The 20,947-nt window shown below is 72.5% G+C and carries 15 protein-coding genes; 9 read left to right on the top strand and 6 right to left on the bottom strand.

What is annotated here, in order from left to right:
* Window positions 1–6 precede the first annotated feature (6 nt).
* From AB0F18_RS19890 to AB0F18_RS19880, 3 genes are all read right to left on the bottom strand, one after another.
* Window positions 7–354 (bottom strand): trypco2 family protein, encoded by a 348-nt coding sequence (locus AB0F18_RS19890; RefSeq protein ID WP_362062354.1) that lies wholly within the window; start codon window positions 352–354, stop codon window positions 7–9.
* Between the two features lie 90 nt (window positions 355–444).
* Complete coding sequence (locus AB0F18_RS19885) at window positions 445–2,523, bottom strand: PIG-L family deacetylase (RefSeq protein WP_362062351.1); 2,079 nt, start codon at window positions 2,521–2,523, stop codon at window positions 445–447.
* Window positions 2,524–2,809: 286 nt separating this feature from the next.
* On the bottom strand, window positions 2,810–5,110 hold the full coding sequence (locus AB0F18_RS19880; protein ID WP_362062348.1) for a PIG-L family deacetylase: 2,301 nt from the start codon (window positions 5,108–5,110) through the stop codon (window positions 2,810–2,812).
* Window positions 5,111–5,310: 200 nt separating this feature from the next.
* On the opposite strand from AB0F18_RS19880, the gene AB0F18_RS19875 reads away from it, so the two are divergent.
* Genes AB0F18_RS19875 through AB0F18_RS19860 form a run of 4 tightly spaced genes read left to right on the top strand, consistent with a single transcriptional unit; the run spans window position 5,311 to window position 10,740 of the window.
* Complete coding sequence (locus tag AB0F18_RS19875; RefSeq protein ID WP_362062345.1) at window positions 5,311–8,298, top strand: bifunctional [glutamine synthetase] adenylyltransferase/[glutamine synthetase]-adenylyl-L-tyrosine phosphorylase; 2,988 nt, start codon at window positions 5,311–5,313, stop codon at window positions 8,296–8,298.
* A 51-nt stretch (window positions 8,299–8,349) separates the two neighbouring features.
* Complete coding sequence (locus AB0F18_RS19870; RefSeq protein WP_362062342.1) at window positions 8,350–8,811, top strand: hypothetical protein; 462 nt, start codon at window positions 8,350–8,352, stop codon at window positions 8,809–8,811.
* A gap of 10 nt (window positions 8,812–8,821) precedes the next feature.
* On the top strand, window positions 8,822–10,258 hold the full coding sequence (locus tag AB0F18_RS19865) for a hypothetical protein (RefSeq protein ID WP_362062339.1): 1,437 nt from the start codon (window positions 8,822–8,824) through the stop codon (window positions 10,256–10,258).
* Window positions 10,255–10,740, top strand: coding sequence for a hypothetical protein (locus AB0F18_RS19860; protein WP_362062336.1), 486 nt, complete (start codon window positions 10,255–10,257; stop codon window positions 10,738–10,740). Before AB0F18_RS19865 ends, AB0F18_RS19860 begins: the two co-directional genes overlap by 4 nt.
* 20 nt (window positions 10,741–10,760) lie before the next feature.
* Here AB0F18_RS19860 and AB0F18_RS19855 read toward each other — a convergent pair whose 3' ends face one another.
* From AB0F18_RS19855 to AB0F18_RS19845, 3 genes are all read right to left on the bottom strand, one after another.
* Entirely contained in the window at window positions 10,761–11,693 is a 933-nt protein-coding gene (locus AB0F18_RS19855; RefSeq protein ID WP_362062421.1) for a phosphatase PAP2 family protein, read from the bottom strand.
* 84 nt (window positions 11,694–11,777) lie between these two features.
* Window positions 11,778–12,812: a LacI family DNA-binding transcriptional regulator gene (locus tag AB0F18_RS19850; protein WP_362062333.1), complete on the bottom strand. Its 1,035-nt coding sequence runs from the start codon at window positions 12,810–12,812 to the stop codon at window positions 11,778–11,780.
* 26 nt (window positions 12,813–12,838) lie between these two features.
* Window positions 12,839–14,584 (bottom strand): glycoside hydrolase family 13 protein, encoded by a 1,746-nt coding sequence (locus AB0F18_RS19845; RefSeq protein WP_362062330.1) that lies wholly within the window; start codon window positions 14,582–14,584, stop codon window positions 12,839–12,841.
* A 222-nt stretch (window positions 14,585–14,806) separates the two neighbouring features.
* Between AB0F18_RS19845 and AB0F18_RS19840 the strand changes: the two genes are divergently transcribed.
* From AB0F18_RS19840 to AB0F18_RS19820, 5 genes are read left to right on the top strand one after another with little or no spacing between them, the layout of a single operon-like run.
* A complete protein-coding gene (locus AB0F18_RS19840) occupies window positions 14,807–16,081 on the top strand; it encodes an extracellular solute-binding protein (protein ID WP_362062327.1) in 1,275 nt (424 codons plus the stop codon).
* A gap of 8 nt (window positions 16,082–16,089) precedes the next feature.
* Window positions 16,090–17,124, top strand: coding sequence for a sugar ABC transporter permease (locus AB0F18_RS19835; RefSeq protein ID WP_362062324.1), 1,035 nt, complete (start codon window positions 16,090–16,092; stop codon window positions 17,122–17,124).
* Complete coding sequence (locus tag AB0F18_RS19830; RefSeq protein WP_362062321.1) at window positions 17,121–17,993, top strand: carbohydrate ABC transporter permease; 873 nt, start codon at window positions 17,121–17,123, stop codon at window positions 17,991–17,993. Before AB0F18_RS19835 ends, AB0F18_RS19830 begins: the two co-directional genes overlap by 4 nt.
* A 57-nt stretch (window positions 17,994–18,050) precedes the next feature.
* Window positions 18,051–19,640: a glycoside hydrolase family 13 protein gene (locus AB0F18_RS19825; RefSeq protein ID WP_362062318.1), complete on the top strand. Its 1,590-nt coding sequence runs from the start codon at window positions 18,051–18,053 to the stop codon at window positions 19,638–19,640.
* Window positions 19,628–20,641, top strand: coding sequence for a LacI family DNA-binding transcriptional regulator (locus AB0F18_RS19820; RefSeq protein ID WP_362062315.1), 1,014 nt, complete (start codon window positions 19,628–19,630; stop codon window positions 20,639–20,641). Before AB0F18_RS19825 ends, AB0F18_RS19820 begins: the two co-directional genes overlap by 13 nt.
* Window positions 20,642–20,947 lie beyond the last annotated feature (306 nt).

Raw genomic sequence — 20,947 nt, 5'->3', positions numbered from 1 at the left:
CGGCTCTCAGCGCTCGTTCGACGGCACGACCGTGAAGTCCTGGAGGTCCACGGGGGATTCGCTGCCGATGGCGACGGACGCCCCGTCGGCGGCGGTCTTCGGGCGCAGGGTGATGGAGACCTTGTGGGTCACGGACTTCGCCGCGCTCGCGTGGGCGTCACCCGTGAGGACCCAGGCCTTGAACCCGAGTTTCGCACCCACGTCGCGCCGCAGCTCCACGGCGAAGTCGAGGGTGATCCCGTCCACCTCGAAGAGGATCTCCCGTCCCGCCGACTCCGCCGCCGCCGCGACGAGCTGGTCCCGTATCCCCTGTACGGCGGCCGACAGTTCGATGCTGTCCAGCGAAGGCTGCATGCTGTCCGTCTCCTGTTCCACTGTTCCGCTTCGGTCTGTGATCACTCCCAACGGACAGTACGGGGCGTGGAGTTCCGTGGGAACGAGGGCTCAGGTGCTCGGGGCGGGGAGGACCGCCGGGTGCCAGGTCGGGGTGGGGGTGGTGGGGCGGGGGGTGGCGGTGTGGAGTTGGGCGTCCAGGCCCAGGGTGGCCGTCGTCGTGGTGCCCGCCGAGTCCAGGACGGCCGAGGGGGCGCCCGCGTAGAGCATGCGGGACTCCGTCCACGCCGGGGGGCCGCCCAGGGTGGTGGTGGAGACCGTGCCGGTGTCGGCGCGGCCCGTCAGGAGGCGGCCCGCGACGCCGACCGCGCCATAGCCCGCCCGGCCGCCGGACTCGGAGACGCTGGAGACCTGCGGGGTGCCGGGGCCGGCGGTGACCAGGGCGCTGCGGACCACCCCGGAGTCGGGGCGGCGGAAGTAGAGGCGGACGCCCGCGCCGTCCCGGGCCGCCGTGAGGGGGACCGTGGTGGCGGGGAGGCCGGTGGGGTACGGGCCGGCGAGCGGGGCGGCCGGGGTGGGCTGGGTCCAGGCCAGGACGGACGTGGTGGTGGTGGCGTAGACGTGGCGGCGGCCCGAGGCGTCCGTGATCGTGACCGGGTCGCTCTGGAGGTCCTCGCCGCCCAGCTTCTGCCAGTCGGTGAAGGCGCCCGAGGGCTGCTGGACCCGGGCGCGCAGGGTGCGGCGCGTGTCGCGGAGGTAGACGGTCAGGCGGCCCGCCGGGTCGACGGCGGCCGCGGGGGCGCTGATGGCGGAGGTGCCCGGTTCGTCGCCCGGCTCGGGGGTGCCGAGCGACTGCCAGGGCCCGAACGGGCCGTCGGGGCCGGTCTGGACGGCGTACACCACCTCGCGCCGGTAGTCGGCGGGCCGGGGCCCGAGGACGGTGCGGGTGGCGAGGACCGCGACGCGGCCGTCGGGGAGGCGGGCGGTGGTGGCGCCGGCGTCGATGCCGGTGCCGGGGAGCAGTGCGGGGCCGGTCCAGGCGCCGGCCCGGTCGCGGGTCCAGACGGCCATCCGGCCGTCGAGGGCGGCGAAGGCCCAGAGCCGGCCGGGGGTGCCTTCGGTGAGCCAGCCGGCGTTGTCGGCGCGGGCGTAGCGCAGGGACTGGGCCCAGTGGCGGCCGGTGGGGCTGCCGGCCACCTTGCGGTCGCCGCAGCCGTCGGGGGAGCCGCAGTAGTCGGCGTGGTCCTGCCAGGCGTACGTCTTGAGGTAGCCGATCTTCGTCTCGGCGGTCTGCGGGTCCAGGGCGTGGGGGAGGGTGCCGTTGTGGTAGCCGAGGTAGTTCTGCACCGAGAACCGCGGCCGGTCGGCGACGCGTTCGGCGTACGCGGCGGTGGCGGCCTGCACGAAGCGGGCGCCGTACATGTGGTCCTGGTGGTCGGTGTACTTGCCGGTGTCCGCGTAGCGGTTCGGCGTCGGGTCCTGCATCCGTATCGTCGTCGGCCGGTAGCGCTCCAGGATCCCGGATATGGACTGGACGAGCTGGTCCTTGGTGTACGAGAACTGCTGCTTGACCGGGGTCCCGGTGGTGAGCTGCGCGCCCAGCGCCGGTATCCGGCCGTTCCACAGGCCGCGCAGGCTGTCCGGGTTGTCGGCGGCCGGGTTGCGGGCCTCGCGCAGCTGGAACCAGACCAGGTTGACCTGGGGCCGGGCGACGAGGACGTCCAGTTCGGCCTGGCCACCGCCGGCGGTGGGTATGACCGTGCGCTTCCACGCGCTCGTACGGTCTCCGGTGGCCATCTGGGCGTAGGCGGAGCGTATGCCGTTCTGCCGGGCCTCGGCGTAGCGGGCGCGGTCGGCGGGCTGCTCCGGGTCCTTGGCCTGGCCGCCGTTGGCCTCGTTGCGGCCGTCGGCCTCGCCGGAGGTGAGGTAGGCGGTGGTGACGGGGAGCCCGGCCAGCAGGGTGCGGCTGAGGTCGGGGTTCATGAAGAACAGGTCGTCGTCGGGGTGGGCGACGATCTGCACGACCGTGCCGGAGGTGGTGCTGGCGGGGAGGAGGACGGACGGGTCCTTGCCCTGGGTGGCCTCGGCCGCCGTCTGCTGGCCGGAGGTGATGGAGAGCACGCCGGAGGCGCCCAGGGTGAGCATGGGCACGACGGCCGCGAGGAGGAAGCGGCGGCGGGAAACGGGCATCGGTTACGCCTTGGGGTCGTTCCGGGCGGGAAGAACCGCTGTGCAGTCACTGAGAGGCGAAATCGGGCGAGTTGGTTCACCGATTTCACCGATGACGCGTGCTTTCCGAAAACGACCGGGTGTGATTGTGCACCGTCGGCGGCCGCGGGGCGTGCGGCCGACCGGATCGTGGACGTGGCCGGGTACCGGGCCCGGTAAGGATGGTCCTGTTGTGGGGTGTTGGCGCTGGTGTGACACGGATGGTGTCTGTCCAGCCGATCTGCCGCCTATGCCTGGTGGGGCGGGATCACGGGGTCGTGTTGCGCGGGCCCACCGGCTGCCACGGCGCCAGGTACGCGTCGGGCGCGTCCGCGGACGAGGTGACGTACAGCCGGGCGTCGAGGCCGACCACGGCCAGGCTGACGAGGTTCTTGCCGGTCATGGTGCTGGACGGGGCGCCGACGAACATCAGCGGCGAGCGCTGCCACGGCTGCCCCGGGGCCACGTCGGACCCGAGCAGGCCGCCCGCCGAGCGGCCCGCGAGCAGGTGCCCGCTGGCGGTCACGGAGCCGTAGCCCTGGAGCCCGCCGAGGTCGGTGAGGCCGGTCGCCCTCAGCCCGTCGTCGCCCGTCATCAGGGCGGTGCGGACGTTGCCGGAGCCGGGCTTGCGGAACCAGACCCGTACGCCGCCCTCGCGGCCGTCCGCGGTGATCGGGAGGGTGGTCTCCGGCAGGCCGGTGGGGGTGGCGGGGCCCAGGGGGGCGCCGGGCTCGGGCTGGACCCAGCCGGTCACGGACTTGGTGGTGGCGGCGAAGACCATCCGCCGCCCGGTCCCGTCGGTGGCGGTGACGGGCGTGCCGTGCAGGTCGGCGCCGCCGTGGGCCTCCCACGGGCCCCAGGCGCCGTCCGGGCGCTGGACGCGGCCGCGCAGGGTGGAGGCGCCGTCGCGCACGTAGACGGCGAGGGCGCCGGTGCCGTCGACGGACACGGCGGGGGCGCTGATGTCGGAGGTCCAGTCGGCGTCGGAGCCCTCCGGGGTGCCGAGCGACTGCCAGGGGCCGAACTCCTCGGAGCCGGGGGCCTGCTGGACGGCGTACACGACCTCGCGCCGGTAGTCGGCGGGCTTGTCGCCGAAGGAGGTGCGGGTGCCGAAGGCGGCTATCCGGCCGTCCTTCAGGGTGACGGTGGATATGCCCTGGTCCATCCCGGTTCCGGGGAGCGGGCGGGGGCCGCTCCAGCGGCCTATGAGTCCGCTGCGGTGCCAGAGGACGGCCTGGCCGTCGAGGACCTTGAAGGCCCACAGGCCGTGCTCCGCGTCGGAGGTCAGCCAGGTGGTGCCGGTGCCGCGCGCGTAGTTGATGGACTGGGTCCAGCCGTTGCCCGAGGGGTGCTCGGCGACCTTGAGGTCCCCGCAGCCGGCCTCGCTGCCGCAGTGGTTCTCCTTGTCCAGCCAGGCGTACGTGTCCAGGATGTCCAGCTTCTCCTTGGCCTCGTCGGGGCCGAGGGCGCGGGGGAGGGAGCCGTTGAAGTAGCCGACGTAGTTCTGCACGGCGAAGTGCGGGCGGTTCTTGAACCGCTCGGCGTACTCGGCGGTGGCCAGCTGCACGAAGCGGGCGCCGTAGAAGTGGTCCTGGTGGTCGGTGTAGCGCTTGGAGTCGCGGAAGCGGCCGGGGGTCGGGTCCTGGGCGCGGACGGTGGTGGGCCGGTACCGCTCCAGGATGCCCACGAGCGTCTGGACGACCTGGTCCTTGGTGTACGTGAACCCGTGCCGGACGGGGCTGCCCGAGGCGAGCACCGACTCCAGGTGCGGGACCTTGCCGTCCCACAGGCCGTGGAGGCTGTCGGGGACGTCCTGGTAGACGTTGCCGGCCTCGCGCAGCTGCAGCCAGACCAGGTTGATCTGGGGCCGGGCGACGAGGACGTCGACCTCGGCGTGGCCGCCGCCCTTGGTCGGGATCGAGCTGCGCTTCCAGGCGCTGCTGCGGTCGCCGGTGGCCATCTTGGCGTAGGCGGCGCGGATGCCGTTCTGCCGGGCCTCGGCGTAGGCGGGCTTGTCGGCCCGGGCGGAGGCCGCCTTGCCGGCGCCCGCGTTGATCCCGTCGGCCTCGCCGGCGGTGAGGTAGACGGAGGTGACGGGATGGCCGGCGGCTATGGAGTACGCGAGGTCGGGGTTCATGAAGTACAGGTCGTCGTCGGGATGGGCGACGATCTGGAGCACCCGGCCGGGGTCGGGGGCGTCCGCGGCCGTGGCGGTGGTGGCCTTGGAGTCGGGGGTCCTGGGCGCGTCGAGGCCGGTGAGGGCCTCGTTGCCGCGCAGGATGAGCATGCCGCCGGCCGCGGTGGCGGCGAGGAGTCCGACGGCCTTGACGATCGCGCGTGCGCGGGGGTGTCCGACGTGGTCGTGCCCGTGCGGTACGGGGGCGGCCGGGCTCTCCTGCGGGGTACGCGGGGCGGGGATGCCGTACCGGGGCCGTCCGGCGGCGGCCTGGCGCGCGGCGCGGTCCGCGGCCGGGGTCGCGGGGGCCTCGCGAGCCGCCTCAGACCGGGTCGGGCGGGGCTCGGGAGCGGGCGCGGCGGCAGGGCGCGAGGACGGCGGTCCGTCGGACATGGGGCTCCTCGCGGCCGGTCGGGCGGGGACCGGGCCCCTGGCGCACAGATCTAGCGGACTTATAAGTAAGCAGATAATCCGATAATCCGCCTCATGATATCGGCCACGGCACCCGGTGAGTCGAACGCCTGCTCCGGCTAGGCTCGCTCCCGGACAGGGCCAGACCACCGGCGGCGGCGACACACTCGGGAGGCGGCGGGATGACAGTCCCGGGACGCAGGAGCAGTACCTTCATCCGGCTGCTGCGGAGCGGATTCACCGACCCCACCGCCGCGTCCCGGCTCCTCGACGCCGAGGCGCTGGCCGCCGTACGCACCGACCCGGTGCTCCTCGACGCCCTCGGCGCCACCGCCGACCCCGACCTCGCCCTCCTCGGCCTGGTCCGCCTCGCCGAGGCACAGACCCCCGAGGACCTGCCCCTCCTCCTCGACACCCTCGTCGCCGCCAAACCCCTGCGCGACCGCCTCCTCGGCGTCCTCGGCGCCTCCGAGGCCCTCGCCGACCACCTCGCCCGCCACCCCCGCGACTGGCAGGCCCTGGTCACCTACGAGGCCGCCGACCTGCACCCCGGCCTGCCCGAGTTCGAACGCGGCCTCGCCGACGCCCACGACCCCGTCGCCCTGCGCGTCGCCTACCGCCGCTGCCTGCTCTCCATCGCCGCCCGCGACGTCTGCGCGACCATAGACGTCGCCCAGACCGCCGCCGAACTCGCCGACCTCGCCACCGCCACCCTCCGCGCCGCCCTGCGCATCGCCTCGGCCGCCGCCCCCCAGGACGCGGCTGCCTGCCGCCTCGCCGTCATCGCCATGGGAAAGTGCGGCGGCAACGAACTCAACTACGTCTCCGACGTCGACGTGATCTTCGTCGGCGAGGCCGCCCCCGGCACCGACGAGGGCAAGGGCATCCAGGCCGCCACCCGCCTCGCCTCCCACCTCATGCGGATCTGCTCCGAGACCACCGTCGAGGGCACCATCTGGCCCGTCGACGCCAACCTCCGCCCCGAGGGCCGCAACGGCCCCCTCGTCCGCACCCTCGCCTCCCACCTCGCCTACTACCAGCGCTGGGCCAAGACCTGGGAGTTCCAGGCCCTCCTCAAGGCCCGCGCCGTCGCCGGCGACCCCGAGCTCGGCGCCCAGTACGTCGAGGCCATAACGCCCCTCGTCTGGCAGGCCGCCGAACGCGAGAACTTCGTCGCCGACGTCCAGAAGATGCGCCGCCGAGTCGTCGACAACATCCCCGCCTCCCAGATCGACCGCGAACTCAAACTCGGCCCCGGCGGCCTGCGCGACGTCGAGTTCGCCGTCCAGCTCCTCCAGCTCGTCCACGGCCGCAGCGACACCACCTTGCGCTCCGGCACCACCCTCGACGCCCTCCACGCCCTCGCCGCCGGCGGCTACGTCGGCCGCGCCGACGCCGCCCAGCTCCACGACGCGTACCGCTTCCTGCGCGCCATGGAACACCGCATCCAGCTCTACCGGCTCCGCCGCACCCACCTCGTCCCCGAGGACGAGAGCGACCTGCGCCGTCTCGGCCGCTCCATGGGCCTGCGCACCGAACCCGTCGCCGAGCTCAACAAGGCCTGGCGCCGGCACGCCTCCGTCGTCCGCCGCCTCCACGAGAAGCTGTTCTACCGGCCCCTCCTCGACGCCGTTGCCCAGCTCGCCCCCGGCGAGACCCGGCTCTCCCCGGCCGCCGCCGGCCAGCGCCTCGAAGCCCTCGGCTACGCCGACCCGGCCTCCGCCCTGCGCCACCTCGAAGCCCTCGCCTCCGGCGTCAGCCGCAAGGCCGCCATCCAGCGCACCCTGCTGCCCGTCCTCCTCGGCTGGTTCGCCGACTCCGCCGACCCCGACGCCGGACTCCTCGGCTTCCGCAAGGTCTCCGACGCCCTCGGCAAGACCCCGTGGTACCTGCGCCTGCTGCGCGACGAGGGCGCCGCCGCGGAGAACCTCGCCCGCGTCCTGTCCGCCGGGCGCCTCGCCCCCGACCTCCTCATGCGCGCCCCCGAGGCCGTCGCCCTCCTCGGCGACCCCGAAGGCCTCCAGCCCCGCACCCACGAGGCCCTCGAACAGGAGGTCCTCGCCGCCGTCGGCCGCGCCGACAGCGCGGAAGCCGGCGTCGCCGCCGCCCGCGGGGTCCGCCGCCGCGAGCTCTTCCGCACCGCCGCCGCCGACATCATCGCCTCCTACGGCACCGAGGACAGCCCCGCGGAGAAGGACTGCGGCGCCCTCGTCGACCGGGTCGGCGACGCCGTCTCCGAGCTCACCGCCGCCACCGTCGCCGGAGCCCTGCGCGCCGCCGTACGCGACCACTGGGGCGAGACCCTCCCCACCCGCTTCGCCGTCATCGGCGTCGGCCGCTTCGGCGGCCACGAGCTCGGCTACGGCTCCGACGCCGACGTCCTCTTCGTCCACGACCCCCGCGAGGGCGTCGACGAACAGGAAGCCGCCAAGGCAGCCCAGACCGTCATCGCCGAGATGCGCCGCCTGCTCCAGCTGCCCACCGCCGACCCGCCGCTGCTCATCGACGCCGACCTGCGCCCCGAAGGCCGCTCCGGCCCCCTCGTGCGCACCCTGGCCTCCTACGCCGCCTACTACCGGCGCTGGTCCCTGACCTGGGAGAGCCAGGCCCTGCTGCGCGCCGAACCCGTCGCGGGCGACACCGACCTGGGCCGCACCTTCATCGACCTGATCGACCCGCTCCGCTACCCCGCCGAGGGCCTCGGCGAGGACGCGGTCCGCGAGATCCGCCGGCTCAAGGCCCGCATGGAGTCCGAACGCCTCCCGCGCGGCGCCGACCCCACCCTCCACACCAAACTCGGCCGCGGCGGCCTCAGCGACGTCGAGTGGACCGTCCAGCTCCTCCAGATGCGGCACGCCTGGGCCGAACCCGGCCTGCGCACCACCCGCACCCGCCAGGCCCTGGCCGCCGCCCACGCCGCCGGCCTGATCCCGACCGAGGAGGCCCAGACCCTCGACGAGGCCTGGGTCCTGGCGACCCGGGTCCGCAACGCCGTGATGCTGGTCCGCGGCCGCGCCGGCGACACCTTCCCCACGGACGCCCGGGAACTGGCGGCGGTCGGCCGCTACCTCGGCTACCCGGAGGGCAGGGTCGGCGAAATGCTGGACGACTACCGCCGCACGACCCGCCGCGCCCGCGCGGTGGTCGACGACCTCTTCTACGGGTCCTGAACCGTCCTGATCCGTGATCAGGTCCCCCCGGGCGCATGATGCAATGTTCCGATGGGGTGGAACGAGTGGGACCAGGCGAAGGCGGACGCGGCGGCTCGGCGGACGCCGATGCGACTCGATCAGGTGCCCGGGGGGCCGGCGGACGCCGATCTCGTCGTGCACCAGGACGACCTCGGCGCGGTGGGGCACGAGGCGTTCGCCCTGCACGGCCGGCTCCAGAAGCAGGCCGACATCGCGGGCGCGGGCATCGACGGGCAGGGCGCCGGCTCCACCATGCAGGCGGCCGCGGCCCTGAAGGCGAGCGGCTTCGCGCTGGGCGGTGAGCTGGAGACCACGGTGTCGGTGTGGACCTCGCAGGTCAAGGCCGTCCTCCAGGCATGCGCGCACATCTCGAACCACTTGGACTACTCGAAGAAGGCGCACGCCGCGGACGACGAGGCCATCGCGGCCTCCCTGCGCAACCGGGACGGCTCGGCCGTGCCCGTCTCGCGACTCACCGAGTACTTCACGTAGGGGGACCGGTATGAACTACGACCAGCTCATGCAGGCCGACCTCGCCAAGCTGGGAGCGGCGGTCGCCGACTGGAAGCGGATGGCGGGCGACCTCCAGCGCCTCGGGGGCGACGCCCGCGACGGCATGAAGTCACAGGCCGGCAAGGCCCGGTGGGAGGGCGTCAACGCGGGCGTGACGCGTCAGTTCGTCGACAAGACGGTGAAGGAGTTCGAGGACCTCCACACGGAGGCGCAGAGCATCTTCAGCGTGATCGACGACGCCCATGCCGAGCTCGTGGGACTCCAGCAGCAGGCCAGGGGCCTGACCGAGGACGCCCGGAACAACGGCTTCGCCGTCTCGGCGGGCAAAGACGGCTCGGTGGTCATCAGCGAAGCCCTCCAGTGCTCGGTGACCCGCAGCCAGCGCACGACGGACCTCATGCGGTGGTACGCCGACACGCTGACCGGGGTCGTGACCCACGCGGCGGAGGTCGACGCGGCAGCCGTCAGGGCCCTCCGGGCCGGCCACGGCGGCGACCCGAACAACGCGGGGCACGCCGTGTACACCTCACTCGACCAGGACATGCTGCCGAGGGCCCTGAAACTGGCTGCCCTGGGCGGGCACGCCGACGAGAAGCAGCGCAAGGAACTCCAGCGGCTGTGGCAGTCCCTGGGCCCCGAGTCCCGGGCACAGATGTGGACCCAGCACAAGGGCGACCTGATCGCCGCCGGTCTGCTGACCCCCCAGGTCAAGCGGGTGTCGGCGGACAAGGGCGCGGGCCGGTACGGCTCCGAGTCGCCGGGGCCCTCGGACTACTGGAACTTCCTCCAGGCCAAGGGGATGGCCACCGCGGGCGATTTCGCCGGGATGCCTGACGCGGCCCGGCACATGGACCACTACCTGCGAGGTTCCGGCACCCCGCTGGAGCTGGATGTCGACCGCATGCTGAGCGACGACGCGCACCTGAGGGCTGCCGCTGCGACCGCGCGGGCCAACGAGCGGGAGGAGTGGCGTCGCCGGGCACTGGAAGCCTTCGAGAAGTCGGGCGGCAAACCGGTCGCCATACCGGTGGAGACCTACGGAGTGGGTTACGAACACGTTGACGGCACGGGGCCCGAGCGGAACTGGTACCTGGCCGTCGGCAGAGGCATGATGAACACGACCGGGGTGGTGACAGCGGTGCCCGGTCCGGACGGGAAGCCTCACGTCGGGATCGAGTACCAGGTGAACGTGTGGGACCGCTACAACTGGGACCATGGGAAGTCCACGCCCATCGGTCCCACCTCGGTGACCGACGCCGACATGGCTCGGTTCCACACGGTCGGCCTGGCGAGGGAATTCGACCTGAGGGGCAGCAGTTCGGTGCAGGAATACGACCTGATCTCGGGTGCTCCCGCCCCCGCCCCCGCAGACCCGGGCCGCGACGGCACCCGCACCGACCCCGGCCGCAACGGGGATGCCCGGTGACGGGCCGGCGCATACGGCTCGGCACCGTGTGCGGTGCTCTCGCGGTGTCCGCCGGGCTCGTCGCGGGATGCGGCGGCGGTCCGGCCGGGTCGCAGGTGCCCTACTGGCTGGAGGGGGTCACCGTGGACGCGGTGGCCCGGCACCTGAGGGTGGAGATCCCCGCCACGGCGACCGAAGCCAAGGCCGCGCAGCAGCGGGGTCACGACGACATGCTCCTGCTCTCGTTCGTCCTGCCCACCGCGGAGGTCGACGGCTTCGTCGACGGGCTGGAGCCGGAGCACCCCGTGCGGCCGGGGACGCCCTTCGCCGGCGAGCGCCGGCTGTTCGACCGGCTCGGGCTGCCGGAGCCCGTCTCCGCACCCGGTGTCCGCGAGACGCAGGTGTGCGCCCCCTGCGTCCAGCGGGACCTGGACTTCCTCCAGCTCGCGGTGACCGGGGTGGACGGGAAGAGCAGCCGGGTGTACTTCAGGGCCGTCGACTGAGGCCCCGCCGGCCCCGGCCGTCAGGGGCGGCGGAGGCGGTTCAGCAGGGCTGCCGTTGCCGGGTGGGGGGTGGTGTCCAGCGGGCTGCGGGGGAGGCGGTGGGGGAGGGAGCCGTACCAGGTGCGGGAGACCGTGTAGCCGAAGGCCAGGCAGAGCATGCCGCCGAGGGCGTCCAGCCAGAAGTGGTTCGCCGTGGACACGATGACGACCAGGGTCGCCGCCGGGTACAGCAGGCCCAGGATCCGGGCCCAGGGGGCCGAGGCGACCGCGAAGATCGTCAGGCCGCACCAGAGCGACCACCCTATGTGCATGGACGGCATCGCCGCGTACTGGTTCGACATGTGCTTGAGGTTCCCCGAGGCCATCGAGCCCCAGGTGTGGTGCACCAGCACGGTGTCGATGAAGCGCTGCCCGTTCATCAGCCGGGGCGGCGCCAGCGGGAAGAAGTAGTAGCCGAGCAGCGCCACGCCCGTGGTGGCGAAGAGGACCAGGCGGGTGGCCGCGTAACGGCCCGGATGGAAGCGGTAGATCCACACCAGCACGCCGATGGTCACGATGAAGTGCAGCGTGGCGTAGTAGTAGTTCATCCCGACGACCAGCCACGTCACCGAGTTCACGGCGTGGTTGACGCTGTGCTCCACGGCGATGCCCAGGCCGCGCTCGACGCTCCAGATCCAGTCGGCGTTCGCGAGCGCGGCGGCCTTCTGCTCGGGGACCGCGTTGCGGATCAGCGAGTACGTCCAGTAGCTGAGCGCGATCAGCAGGACCTCGAACCAGATCCGCGGCCTGCGCGGCACCCGCAGCCGGGTGAGGAGGGTGTCCTCCGCTCCCCGGCGGGTCTCGCCCGCGGCCACCGTGGGTGACGTGACGTCCGTGCTGGTGGTGCCCCCGGCGGCAGCCGGGGTTTCCAGTGTCTTCACGCTCGCTTCACCCATGGGGAGAGAGTCTGCCAGATGCGTCATCGCCTCCGATCATCCCTCCGGACGGTCTTCGGCGCCTGTGCTCCGCCCTGCGGAGGACACCCCGCGGACGACCCGCTACCCTGCCCCGCGGCGCTGCCCGGGACCCGACGCCGTCGACCCGCGCACCACCAGCTCCGGCAGGAACACGAACTCGCTGTGCGGGGCCGGCGTACCGCCGATCTCCTCCAGCAGCGTGCGCACCGCCGCCTGCCCCATGGCCTGCACGGGCTGGCGGATGGTGGTCAGCGGCGGATCGGTGAACGCTATGAGCGGGGAGTCGTCGAAGCCGACCACGGAGACGTCCTGCGGGACCCGCCGCCCCTGCTGGCGCGCGGCCCGGATGGCGCCGAGCGCCATCATGTCGCTGGCGCAGACGACCGCCGTGCAGCCCCGCCCGATGAGCGCCGCCGCCGCGGCCTGACCGCCCTCCAGGGTGTACAGGGAGTGCTGGATCAGCTCCTCGACCTCGGCCTCGCCGAGCCCGAGCCGCTCCTTCATGGCGGCCCGGAAGCCCTCGATCTTGCGCAGCACGGGCACGAACCGCTTCGGGCCGACCGCCAGGCCGATCCGGGTGTGGCCCAGCGCCGTCAGGTGCGTCACCGCGAGCTGCATCGCGGCCCGGTCGTCGGGGGAGACGAACGGGGCCCGCACCTTGTCGGAGAAACCGTTGATCAGGACGTACGGGACGCCCTGGCCGCGCAGCTGGTCGTAGCGGCCCATGTCGGCGGTGGTGTCGGCGTGCAGTCCGGAGACGAAGATGATCCCGGAGACCCCCCGGTCCACCAGCATCTCGGTCAGCTCGTCCTCGGTGGACCCGCCGGGCGTCTGGGTGGCCAGCACCGGCGTGTATCCCTGCCGGGCCAGCGCCTGGCCGATGACCTGCGCGAGCGCCGGGAAGATGGGGTTGTCCAGCTCAGGGGTTATGAGGCCGACGAGGCCCGCGCTGCGCTGCCGCAGCCGTACGGGCCGCTCGTATCCGAGCACGTCGAGCGCGGCCAGCACGGACTCACGGGTGCCTGCGGCCACACCGGGCTTGCCGTTGAGCACGCGGCTGACTGTGGCTTCGCTGACCCCCGCCTGGGCTGCGATGTCGGCAAGCCGTGCGGTCACGGGATTGGACTGTACCGGTAGGCGGCTCACAAAGCCCACCACGTGCAGGAATCAGGGGGAAGACGGACCGTGCGGCCGTCGGTCTCGACGGGGGCGCTGGAGAGGACGGGGCGGCCCGGGCTCGGCATCTCCACGGCGGCGGGGCGGGTGTTGAGGGTGCAGGCGAAACCGGGCCGGGTGAAGAGGAGCACCCCCTCGGGGGCCGGGCGCCAGCGCATGCCCCGGGCGAAGACCGCGGGGCCCGCCCCCGGGCCGGGCCACTCCTCGTCGGGGCCGCCCTGACCCGCCTCGACCGCACCCAGGCCGGGCAGGGCGCGGCGCAGCTCCAGGGCGGCGCGGTAGAGCTCCAGGGTGGAGTGGGGGTCGCCGGTCTGCGCGGCGACGCTGAGTCCGCCCCACCCGCCGGGCTGCGGCAGCCAGCTCCCGCCGTCACTGAAACCGTACGGGGCCTCGTCGCCGGACCAGGGGATCGGCACCCGGCACCCGTCCCGCAACCCCTCCTGCCCGTCCTGCCCCTCTGCCTCGGCGGAAACGTGCGCCCCTTCCGCCCCGGCCTGGCCGCCCGCAGGGTGCCGCCGCCGGAAGGCCGGGTCGCGGCGGGCCTCCGCCGGGAGGTCGGTGACCTCCGGGAGGCCGAGCTCCTCGCCCTGGTAGACGTACGCGGACCCCGGCAGCGCCAGCATCAGCAGCGCCGCCGCCCGCGCCCGGGCCAGCCCCTGCGCCCCGCCCCCGTACCGCGTCACATGACGTACGACGTCGTGATTGGACAGCACCCACGTCGTCGGCGCCCCCACCGCCGAGGTCGCGGCCAGCGACTCGTCGATGACCGTCCGCATCGCCACCGGGTCCCAGGGGCAGTTCAGGAACCGGAAGTTGAAGGCCTGGTGCAGCTCGTCGGCCCGCACGTACAGCGCGAGCCGCTCCGAGGTCGGCGCCCAGGCCTCGGCGACCCCGATCCGCTGGCCCCCGTACGAGTCGAGCAGGCGGCGCCAGGAGCGGTGGATGGCGTGCACCCCGTCCTGGTCGAAGAAGGGGAGCGGCTCGGTGCCGATCAGCGTGGCCTGCGCGCCCCGGCCGATGTCGGGCAGGCCCGGGGCCTTGACCATGCCGTGCGCCACGTCCACCCGGAAGCCGTCCACCCCGAGGTCCAGCCAGAACCGCAGCACCGAGGCGAACTCCTCCGCCACCTCCGGGTGCTCCCAGTCGAGGTCCGGCTGCTCGGGGGCGAACAGGTGCAGGTACCAGTCCCCGTCCGGGACACGGGTCCAGGCGGGACCGCCGAAGACGGACTCCCAGTCGTTCGGGGGCAGCGAGCCGTCCACCCCGCGCCCCGGGCGGAACAGGTACCGCTCCCGGGCGCCGGGCACGCCGGCGAGGGCCTCCTGGAACCAGGGGTGCCGCTCGGAGGTGTGGTTCGGCACCACGTCCACGATCACCCGCAGCCCCAGCGCGTGCGCGGCGCGGACCAGGTCGTCGGCGTCGGCGAGGTCCCCGAAGAGCGGGTCGACGGCCCGGTAGTCGGCGACGTCGTAGCCGCCGTCCGCCTGCGGGGACACGTAGAAGGGGGTCAGCCACACCGCGTCGACCCCGAGCCGGGCCAGGTGCGGGAGCCGCTCGCGCACCCCGCGCAGGTCCCCGACGCCGTCACCGTCGCTGTCCGCGAAGGAGCGGACGTACACCTGGTAGATGACGGCATCGCGCCACCAGCCGCCGCCCGCGGCAGGGTCGCTGGAAACTCTTGCAAGCGGGAAGGCCGTCAACTCGTGGTTCATATCGCAGTCAACGCGCCTACACGCCCTGTGGTTGCGGGCCTGTGGGATCGAAGCGGCCTCGAACCAACAGCAAGCTGCGGCAACCGTAGGGACACACGGATGTAACGATCCCCTCCGCTTGCAGAAAATTGCCGCAAGGTCTTTCCGTCAGCTTTCAGTCTTGTTACGTTCCCTGCAACTCGGGACCGCGAGGGCGCGGCCGGGATCATCGAAGGAGTTCATATGCGGCGTGGCATAGCGGCCACCGCGCTGGTCGCGACCCTGGCGCTCGCGGCGACGGCTTGCGGTGGGGACACCAAGGACAGCGGTGGCGAGACGAAGGCCGGCGGCGAGCTGTCCGGCACCGTGACCTGGTGGGACACCTCGAACGACGCCGAGAAGGCGAGCTTCCAGAAGATCGCCGAGGCCTTCACCGCGAAGCACCCGAAGGTGACCGTCAAGTACGTCAACGTGCCGTACGGCGACGCCCAGAACAAGGTCAAGAACGCCTTCAGCAGCGGCGCCGACGCGCCGGACGTGATCCGCGCCGACGTCGGCTGGGTCGCCGACTTCGCCTCCCTCGGCTACCTCGACGAGGTCCCGGCCGACCAGGCCAAGAAGGTCGACGCCGAGTTCCTGCCGCAGGCCGCCGCCAGCGGCAAGTTCGAGGGCAAGACCTTCGCCGTCCCGCAGGTCATCGACACCCTCGGCCTCTTCTACAACAAGAAGATGCTCGCCGACGCCGGCGTCCAGCCCCCCAAGACCCTGGAGGAGCTGAAGACCGCCGCCGCCGCCATCAAGGCCAAGAGCGGCAAGACCGGCCTCTACCTGCGCGGCGACGACTCCTACTGGTTCCTGCCGTTCATCTACGGCGAGGGCGGCGACCTCGTCGACGCCAAGACCAAGACCGTCACGGTCGACAACGCGGCCGGCGTCAAGGGCTTCAAGGCCGCCCGCGACCTGGTCACCTCCGGCGCGGCGGTCACCAACGCCACCGACGGCTGGACCAACATGCAGACCGCCTTCAAGTCCGGGGAGGTCGCGATGATGATCAACGGCCCCTGGGCCGTCGCCGACAGCTACGCGGGCGACCAGTTCAAGGACAAGTCCAACCTCGGCGTCGTCGCCGTCCCGGCCGGCTCCGCCAAGGCCGGCGCCCCGCAGGGCGGCCACGACCTGGCCGTCTACGCCGGCTCCAAGAACACCGCCGCCGCGCACGCCTTCGTCGAGTACATGACCTCCCAGGAGGTCCAGGTCCAGTCCGCCAAGGAGCTGAGCCTGCTCCCGACGCGCACCGCCGCCTACGAGCAGCCGGACGTCAAGAGCAGCGAGATGGTCCAGTTCTTCAAGCCGGCCGTCGACAAGGCCGTCGAGCGCGCCTGGATCCCGGAGAACGGCTCCCTCTTCGAGCCGCTGAAGGTCGAATACACCAAGGCCGTCACCGGGGCCTCCAGCCCGGAGGACGCCGCCAAGGCGGCCGGCGTCGAGTTCCGCAAGATCCTCAAGGGCTGGAAGTAACACGCACGATGGCTGCTGACACCAGCCGGTCGGTGGCGAAGGCCGCGGACGGCGAGACGACCCTCGCCGGCCGCGGCCCCGGCCGCACGACTGACACGACTGCCACCGGAAGCACGCGCGGCGGGATCGGCCGCGCCCTCGCCACGCACTGGTACGCCTGGGCCATGGTCGCCCCGGTCGTCCTCGTCCTCGGCGTGATCGTCGGCTGGCCGCTCGTCCGCGGCGTCTACCTCTCGCTGACCAACGCCAGCGAGCGCAACGTCGCCCGTACGATCGGCGTGCGCCACATCGAGGCCACGTACGAGTTCGTCGGTCTCGACAACTACACCGAGGTCCTCGGCGACCCCGTCTTCTGGCAGCGGCTGGTGTGGACGGTGATGTGGACGGTCGCCTGCGTCTCCATCACCTTCGCCCTCGGCCTCACCCTGGCCACCGTCCTGAACCGGCAGTTCCGCGGCCGCGCCGCCTACCGGATGGCGCTCATCCTGCCCTGGGCCGTGCCCGGCTTCGTCTCCGTCTTCGCCTGGCGGTTCCTCTTCAACCGCGACAACGGCATCCTCAACAAGATCCTCGACGGCGGCGGCATTTCGGCCGTTCCGTGGCTGGACGACCCGACCTGGGCCAAGATCTCCGTCATCGCCGTCAACGTCTGGCTCGGCGTGCCGTTCATGATGGTCGCCCTGCTCGGCGGCCTCCAGTCGATCCCCGCGGAGCTGTACGAGGCCGCCGAGATGGACGGCGCGGGACCGTGGCAGCGGTTCCGGCACATCACGCTGCCCGGGCTGCGCGCCGTCAGCATGACGGTGATCCTGCTCTCCACCATCTGGACCTTCAACATGTTCCCGGTGATCTTCCTGCTCACGCGGGGCGGCCCCGGCGACTCCACCGAGATCCTCGTGACCCAGGCCTTCCGCGAGGCCTTCGTCGCCAGCCCGCGCGACTTCGCCGGCTCCGCGACCTGGGGCGTGCTGATCCTCGCCCTGCTCATGATCTTCGCGCTGGTCTACCGGCGCTCGCTGCGCAAGCAGGGAGAGGTGTGGTGACCGTGTCCCTGAACGAAACCGCCGCCAAGAAGGCCGTCCGCCCGCGCGGTGCGCGGTCGCCGCTGGCCTCCTTCGGGCTGCACGCCACGCTCCTCGTCGCGTCCGTCATCGCCGTCTTCCCGGTGCTGTGGATCCTGCTGACCTCGCTGAAGCCCGCGAAGTACGCCATCAGCACGGACTTCGTGAAGGAACCGACCCTCGCGAACTACTCGTACCTGCTGGAGTCCAGCCACTTCCTGAGCTGGTTCTGGAACTCGGTGCTCGTCGCGGGCGTGACGACCGTGCTCGGTGTCTTCATCGCCGCCACGACCGGCTACGCCGTCAGCCGGTTCAAGTTCCCCGGCATGAAGCCGCTCATGTGGACCCTGCTCATCACGCAGATGTTCCCCATGGCCATCCTCATCGTCCCGCTCTACAACCTGATGGGAGAGCTCGGGCTGCTGAACCAGCCGCTCGGCCTGATCATCACGTACCTCACCATCGCCGTGCCGTTCTGCGCGTGGATGATGAAGGGCTTCTTCGACACCATCCCGGTCGAGATCGACGAATCCGGCCGGGTCGACGGGCTCAACCCCTTCGGCACCTTCTGGCGCCTGATCCTCCCGCTCGCCAAGCCCGGCCTCGCCGTGACCGGCTTCTACGCCTTCATCACCGCCTGGGGAGAGGTCGCCTACGCCTCCGCCTTCATGGTCGGCGAGGAGAACCTCACCCTGGCCGGCGGACTGCAGACCTTCGTCACGCAGTACACCTCCAACTGGGGTGCCATGAGCGCGGCTTCGGTGCTCATCGCCATCCCCGCGGCCATCTTCTTCCTGTTCGCCCAGCGTCACCTCGTCGCCGGCATGACGGCGGGCGCCACCAAGGGCTGACCACCCCTGCGTTCCCCGCGTCCGTCGTACGACCGGCCCGATCTCTCCAAGGACACCATGACCCAGCACCTCGCCGACGCACTCCCCACCCCGACCGGGACCCGGTCCGGCTGGTGGAGAGACGCGGTGATCTACCAGGTCTATCCGCGCAGCTTCGCCGACTCCAACGGGGACGGCATGGGGGACCTGGAGGGCATCCGCGGCAGACTGCCCTACCTCAAGGAGCTCGGCGTCGACGCCGTCTGGCTGAGCCCCTTCTACGCCTCCCCGCAGGCCGACGCCGGCTACGACGTCGCCGACTACCGGGCCATCGACCCCATGTTCGGCACCCTGCACGACGCCGACGCCGTCATCCGCGAAGCGCACGGGCTGGGCCTGCGGATCATCGTGGACCTCGTCCCCAACCACTGCTCCGACCAGCACGAATGGTTCAAGCAGGCGCTGCGGGAGGGTCCGGGGACCCCGCTGCGCGAACGCTTCCACTTCCGGCCGGGGAAGGGGGAGTCGGGCGAGGAGCCGCCGAACGACTGGGAGTCCATCTTCGGCGGGCCGGCGTGGACGCGGGTCGAGGACGGGGAGTGGTACCTGCACCTGTTCGCTCCCGAGCAGCCCGACTTCAACTGGGAACACCCGGCTGTGCAGGACGAGTTCCGGTCCGTGCTCAGGTTCTGGCTCGACCTGGGGGTGGACGGCTTCCGGATCGACGTCGCCCATGGCCTGGTGAAGGCCGCCGGGCTGCCCGATCTGGGGCGCGACGAGCAGCTCAAGCTGCTCGGCAACCAGGTGCTGCCCTTCTTCGACCAGGACGGTGTCCACGAGATCTACCGGTCGTGGCGGAAGGTGCTGGACGAGTACGCGGGCGAGCGGATCGGGGTCGCCGAGGCCTGGGCGCCGAGCGTGGCGCGTACTGCTCTGTACGTGCGGCAGGACGAGCTGCACCAGGCGTTCAACTTCCACTACCTGACGACGGGGTGGGACGCGGCTGCGCTGCGGGCCGCCGTTGACGAATCGCTGGACGCCATGCGGCCCGTCGGCGCGCCGACCACCTGGGTGCTGTCCAACCACGACGTGGTCCGGCACCGGACCCGGTTCGGCAGCCTGGAGAGGGCGCGGGCGGCCGCGTTGCTGATGCTGGCGCTGCCGGGGTCGGCGTACGTGTACCAGGGGGAGGAACTGGGCCTGCCGGAGGTGACCGATCTGCCGGACGAGGTGCGCCAGGACCCCTCGTTCTTCAAGGCGAACGGGCAGGACGGCCTGCGGGACGGCTGCCGGGTGCCGATCCCGTGGTCGGGGGACGCCGCTCCGTACGGCTTCGGGCCGGGGGGCAGCTGGCTGCCGCAGCCCGAGGAGTGGGCCGCGTTGAGTGTGGAGGCGCAGACCGGGGACGCGGGGTCGACGCTGGAGCTCTACCGCGCCGCGCTGCGGATCCGGCGTGAGAACGCGGACCTGGGGGCGGGGGACGCGGTGGAGTGGCTGGAGGCGCCGGAGGGGGTCCTGATGTTCCGGCGTGGTTCCTTCGTGTGCGCCGCCAATACGACGGACGGTCCTGTGCGGATACCCGCGCCGGGTGCCGTCCTGCTGGCGAGCGGGCCGGTCGCCGACGCCGGCGTGCTGCCGGCCGACACCGCTGTGTGGTGGCAGGGGTGAGTTCACCCTTGCGGCTGACGGACATCGCCTCGCAGGCCCAGGTCAGCGAGGCGACCGTCAGCCGTGTGCTCAACGGCAAGGCGGGCGTGGCGGCCGGCACCCGGCACCGGGTGCTGGCCGCCATGGACCTGCTGGGCTACGAGCGGCCGGTGCGGCTGAAGCGGCGCAGCAATGGGCTGGTGGGGTTGTTGATCCCGGAATTGACCAACCCCATTTTTCCGGCGTTCGCGCAGGTCATCGAGCAGGCGCTGGCCGGCCACGGGTACACGCCCGTGCTGTGTACGCAGACGCCGGGCGGGGCGACCGAAGACGAACTGGTCGAGCAGCTGGAGGAGCGGGGGGTCACCGGGATCGTGTTCCTGTCCGGGCTGCACGCCGATGCGACGGCGGATCCGGCTCGGTACCAGCGGCTGGCGGCGCGCGGGCTGCCGTTCGTGATGGTCAACGGGTTCAACGAGCACGTGCAGGCGCCGTTCGTCTCCCCGGACGACCGGGCGGCGGCCGACATGGCGGTGCGGCACCTGGAGGAGCTGGGCCACCGGAGGATCGGGCTGGCCATCGGGCCGACGCGGTACGTCCCCTCGGCGCGCAAGGAGCAGGGCTTCTTGGCCGCCCGGCCGGGGGCGGACGCGGAAGGGCTGGTCCAGCGCACCCTGTTCACCGTCGAGGGGGGCCACGCGGCGGGCGGCGCACTGCTGGAGCGGGGCTGCACGGGGGTGGTGTGCGCGAGCGACCTGATGGCGCTCGGCGTCATCCGCGCGGCTCGGGAGAGGGGGCTGCGGGTGCCGGAGGACGTGTCGGTCGTCGGTTTCGACGACTCCCCGCTGATCGCCTTCACCGACCCCCCGCTGACGACGATCCGCCAGCCGGTGCGCGCCATGGCCACGGCGGCGGTGGGGGCCCTGCTGGAGGCGGTGGCGGGGACGCCGGTCCAGCGGACGGAGTACGTGTTCCAGCCGGAGCTGGTGGTGCGGGGGTCCACGGGGCCGGGGCCGGGGTAGGGGGCGCCGGGGGGCCGCGGCTAGACGCCAGCTGCCTGCTCGCGGTGCGGGCCCGCCATCTCCCCCGCGAGGGGTCGGGGGTGGGCGGTGTTTGCCCACCCGCCTCCCCGTCTGCGGGTCCGGGTGTCGGGGAGCCGAGCCCAGGTCGGGCGGTCTCGGAGAGGGGCTGGGGGCTTCCCGTCAGTCCCATCGTCCTTCCGGTTCGGGCCGGGCTGTCAAGGGCGCTCCCTTCGGTCGCGTCGCTTCGCGATGGCCTTCGGCCACCCTTGACAGCCCGTCCCGCCCCGGAAAAACGAGGACTGTCGG

Source organism: Streptomyces sp. NPDC029216 (assembly GCF_040648015.1).
In the GTDB taxonomy this organism is placed as follows: domain Bacteria; phylum Actinomycetota; class Actinomycetes; order Streptomycetales; family Streptomycetaceae; genus Streptomyces.
The sequence above is the reverse complement of the archived record's forward strand: the minus strand, read 5'-3'. Positions and strand labels throughout refer to the sequence as shown.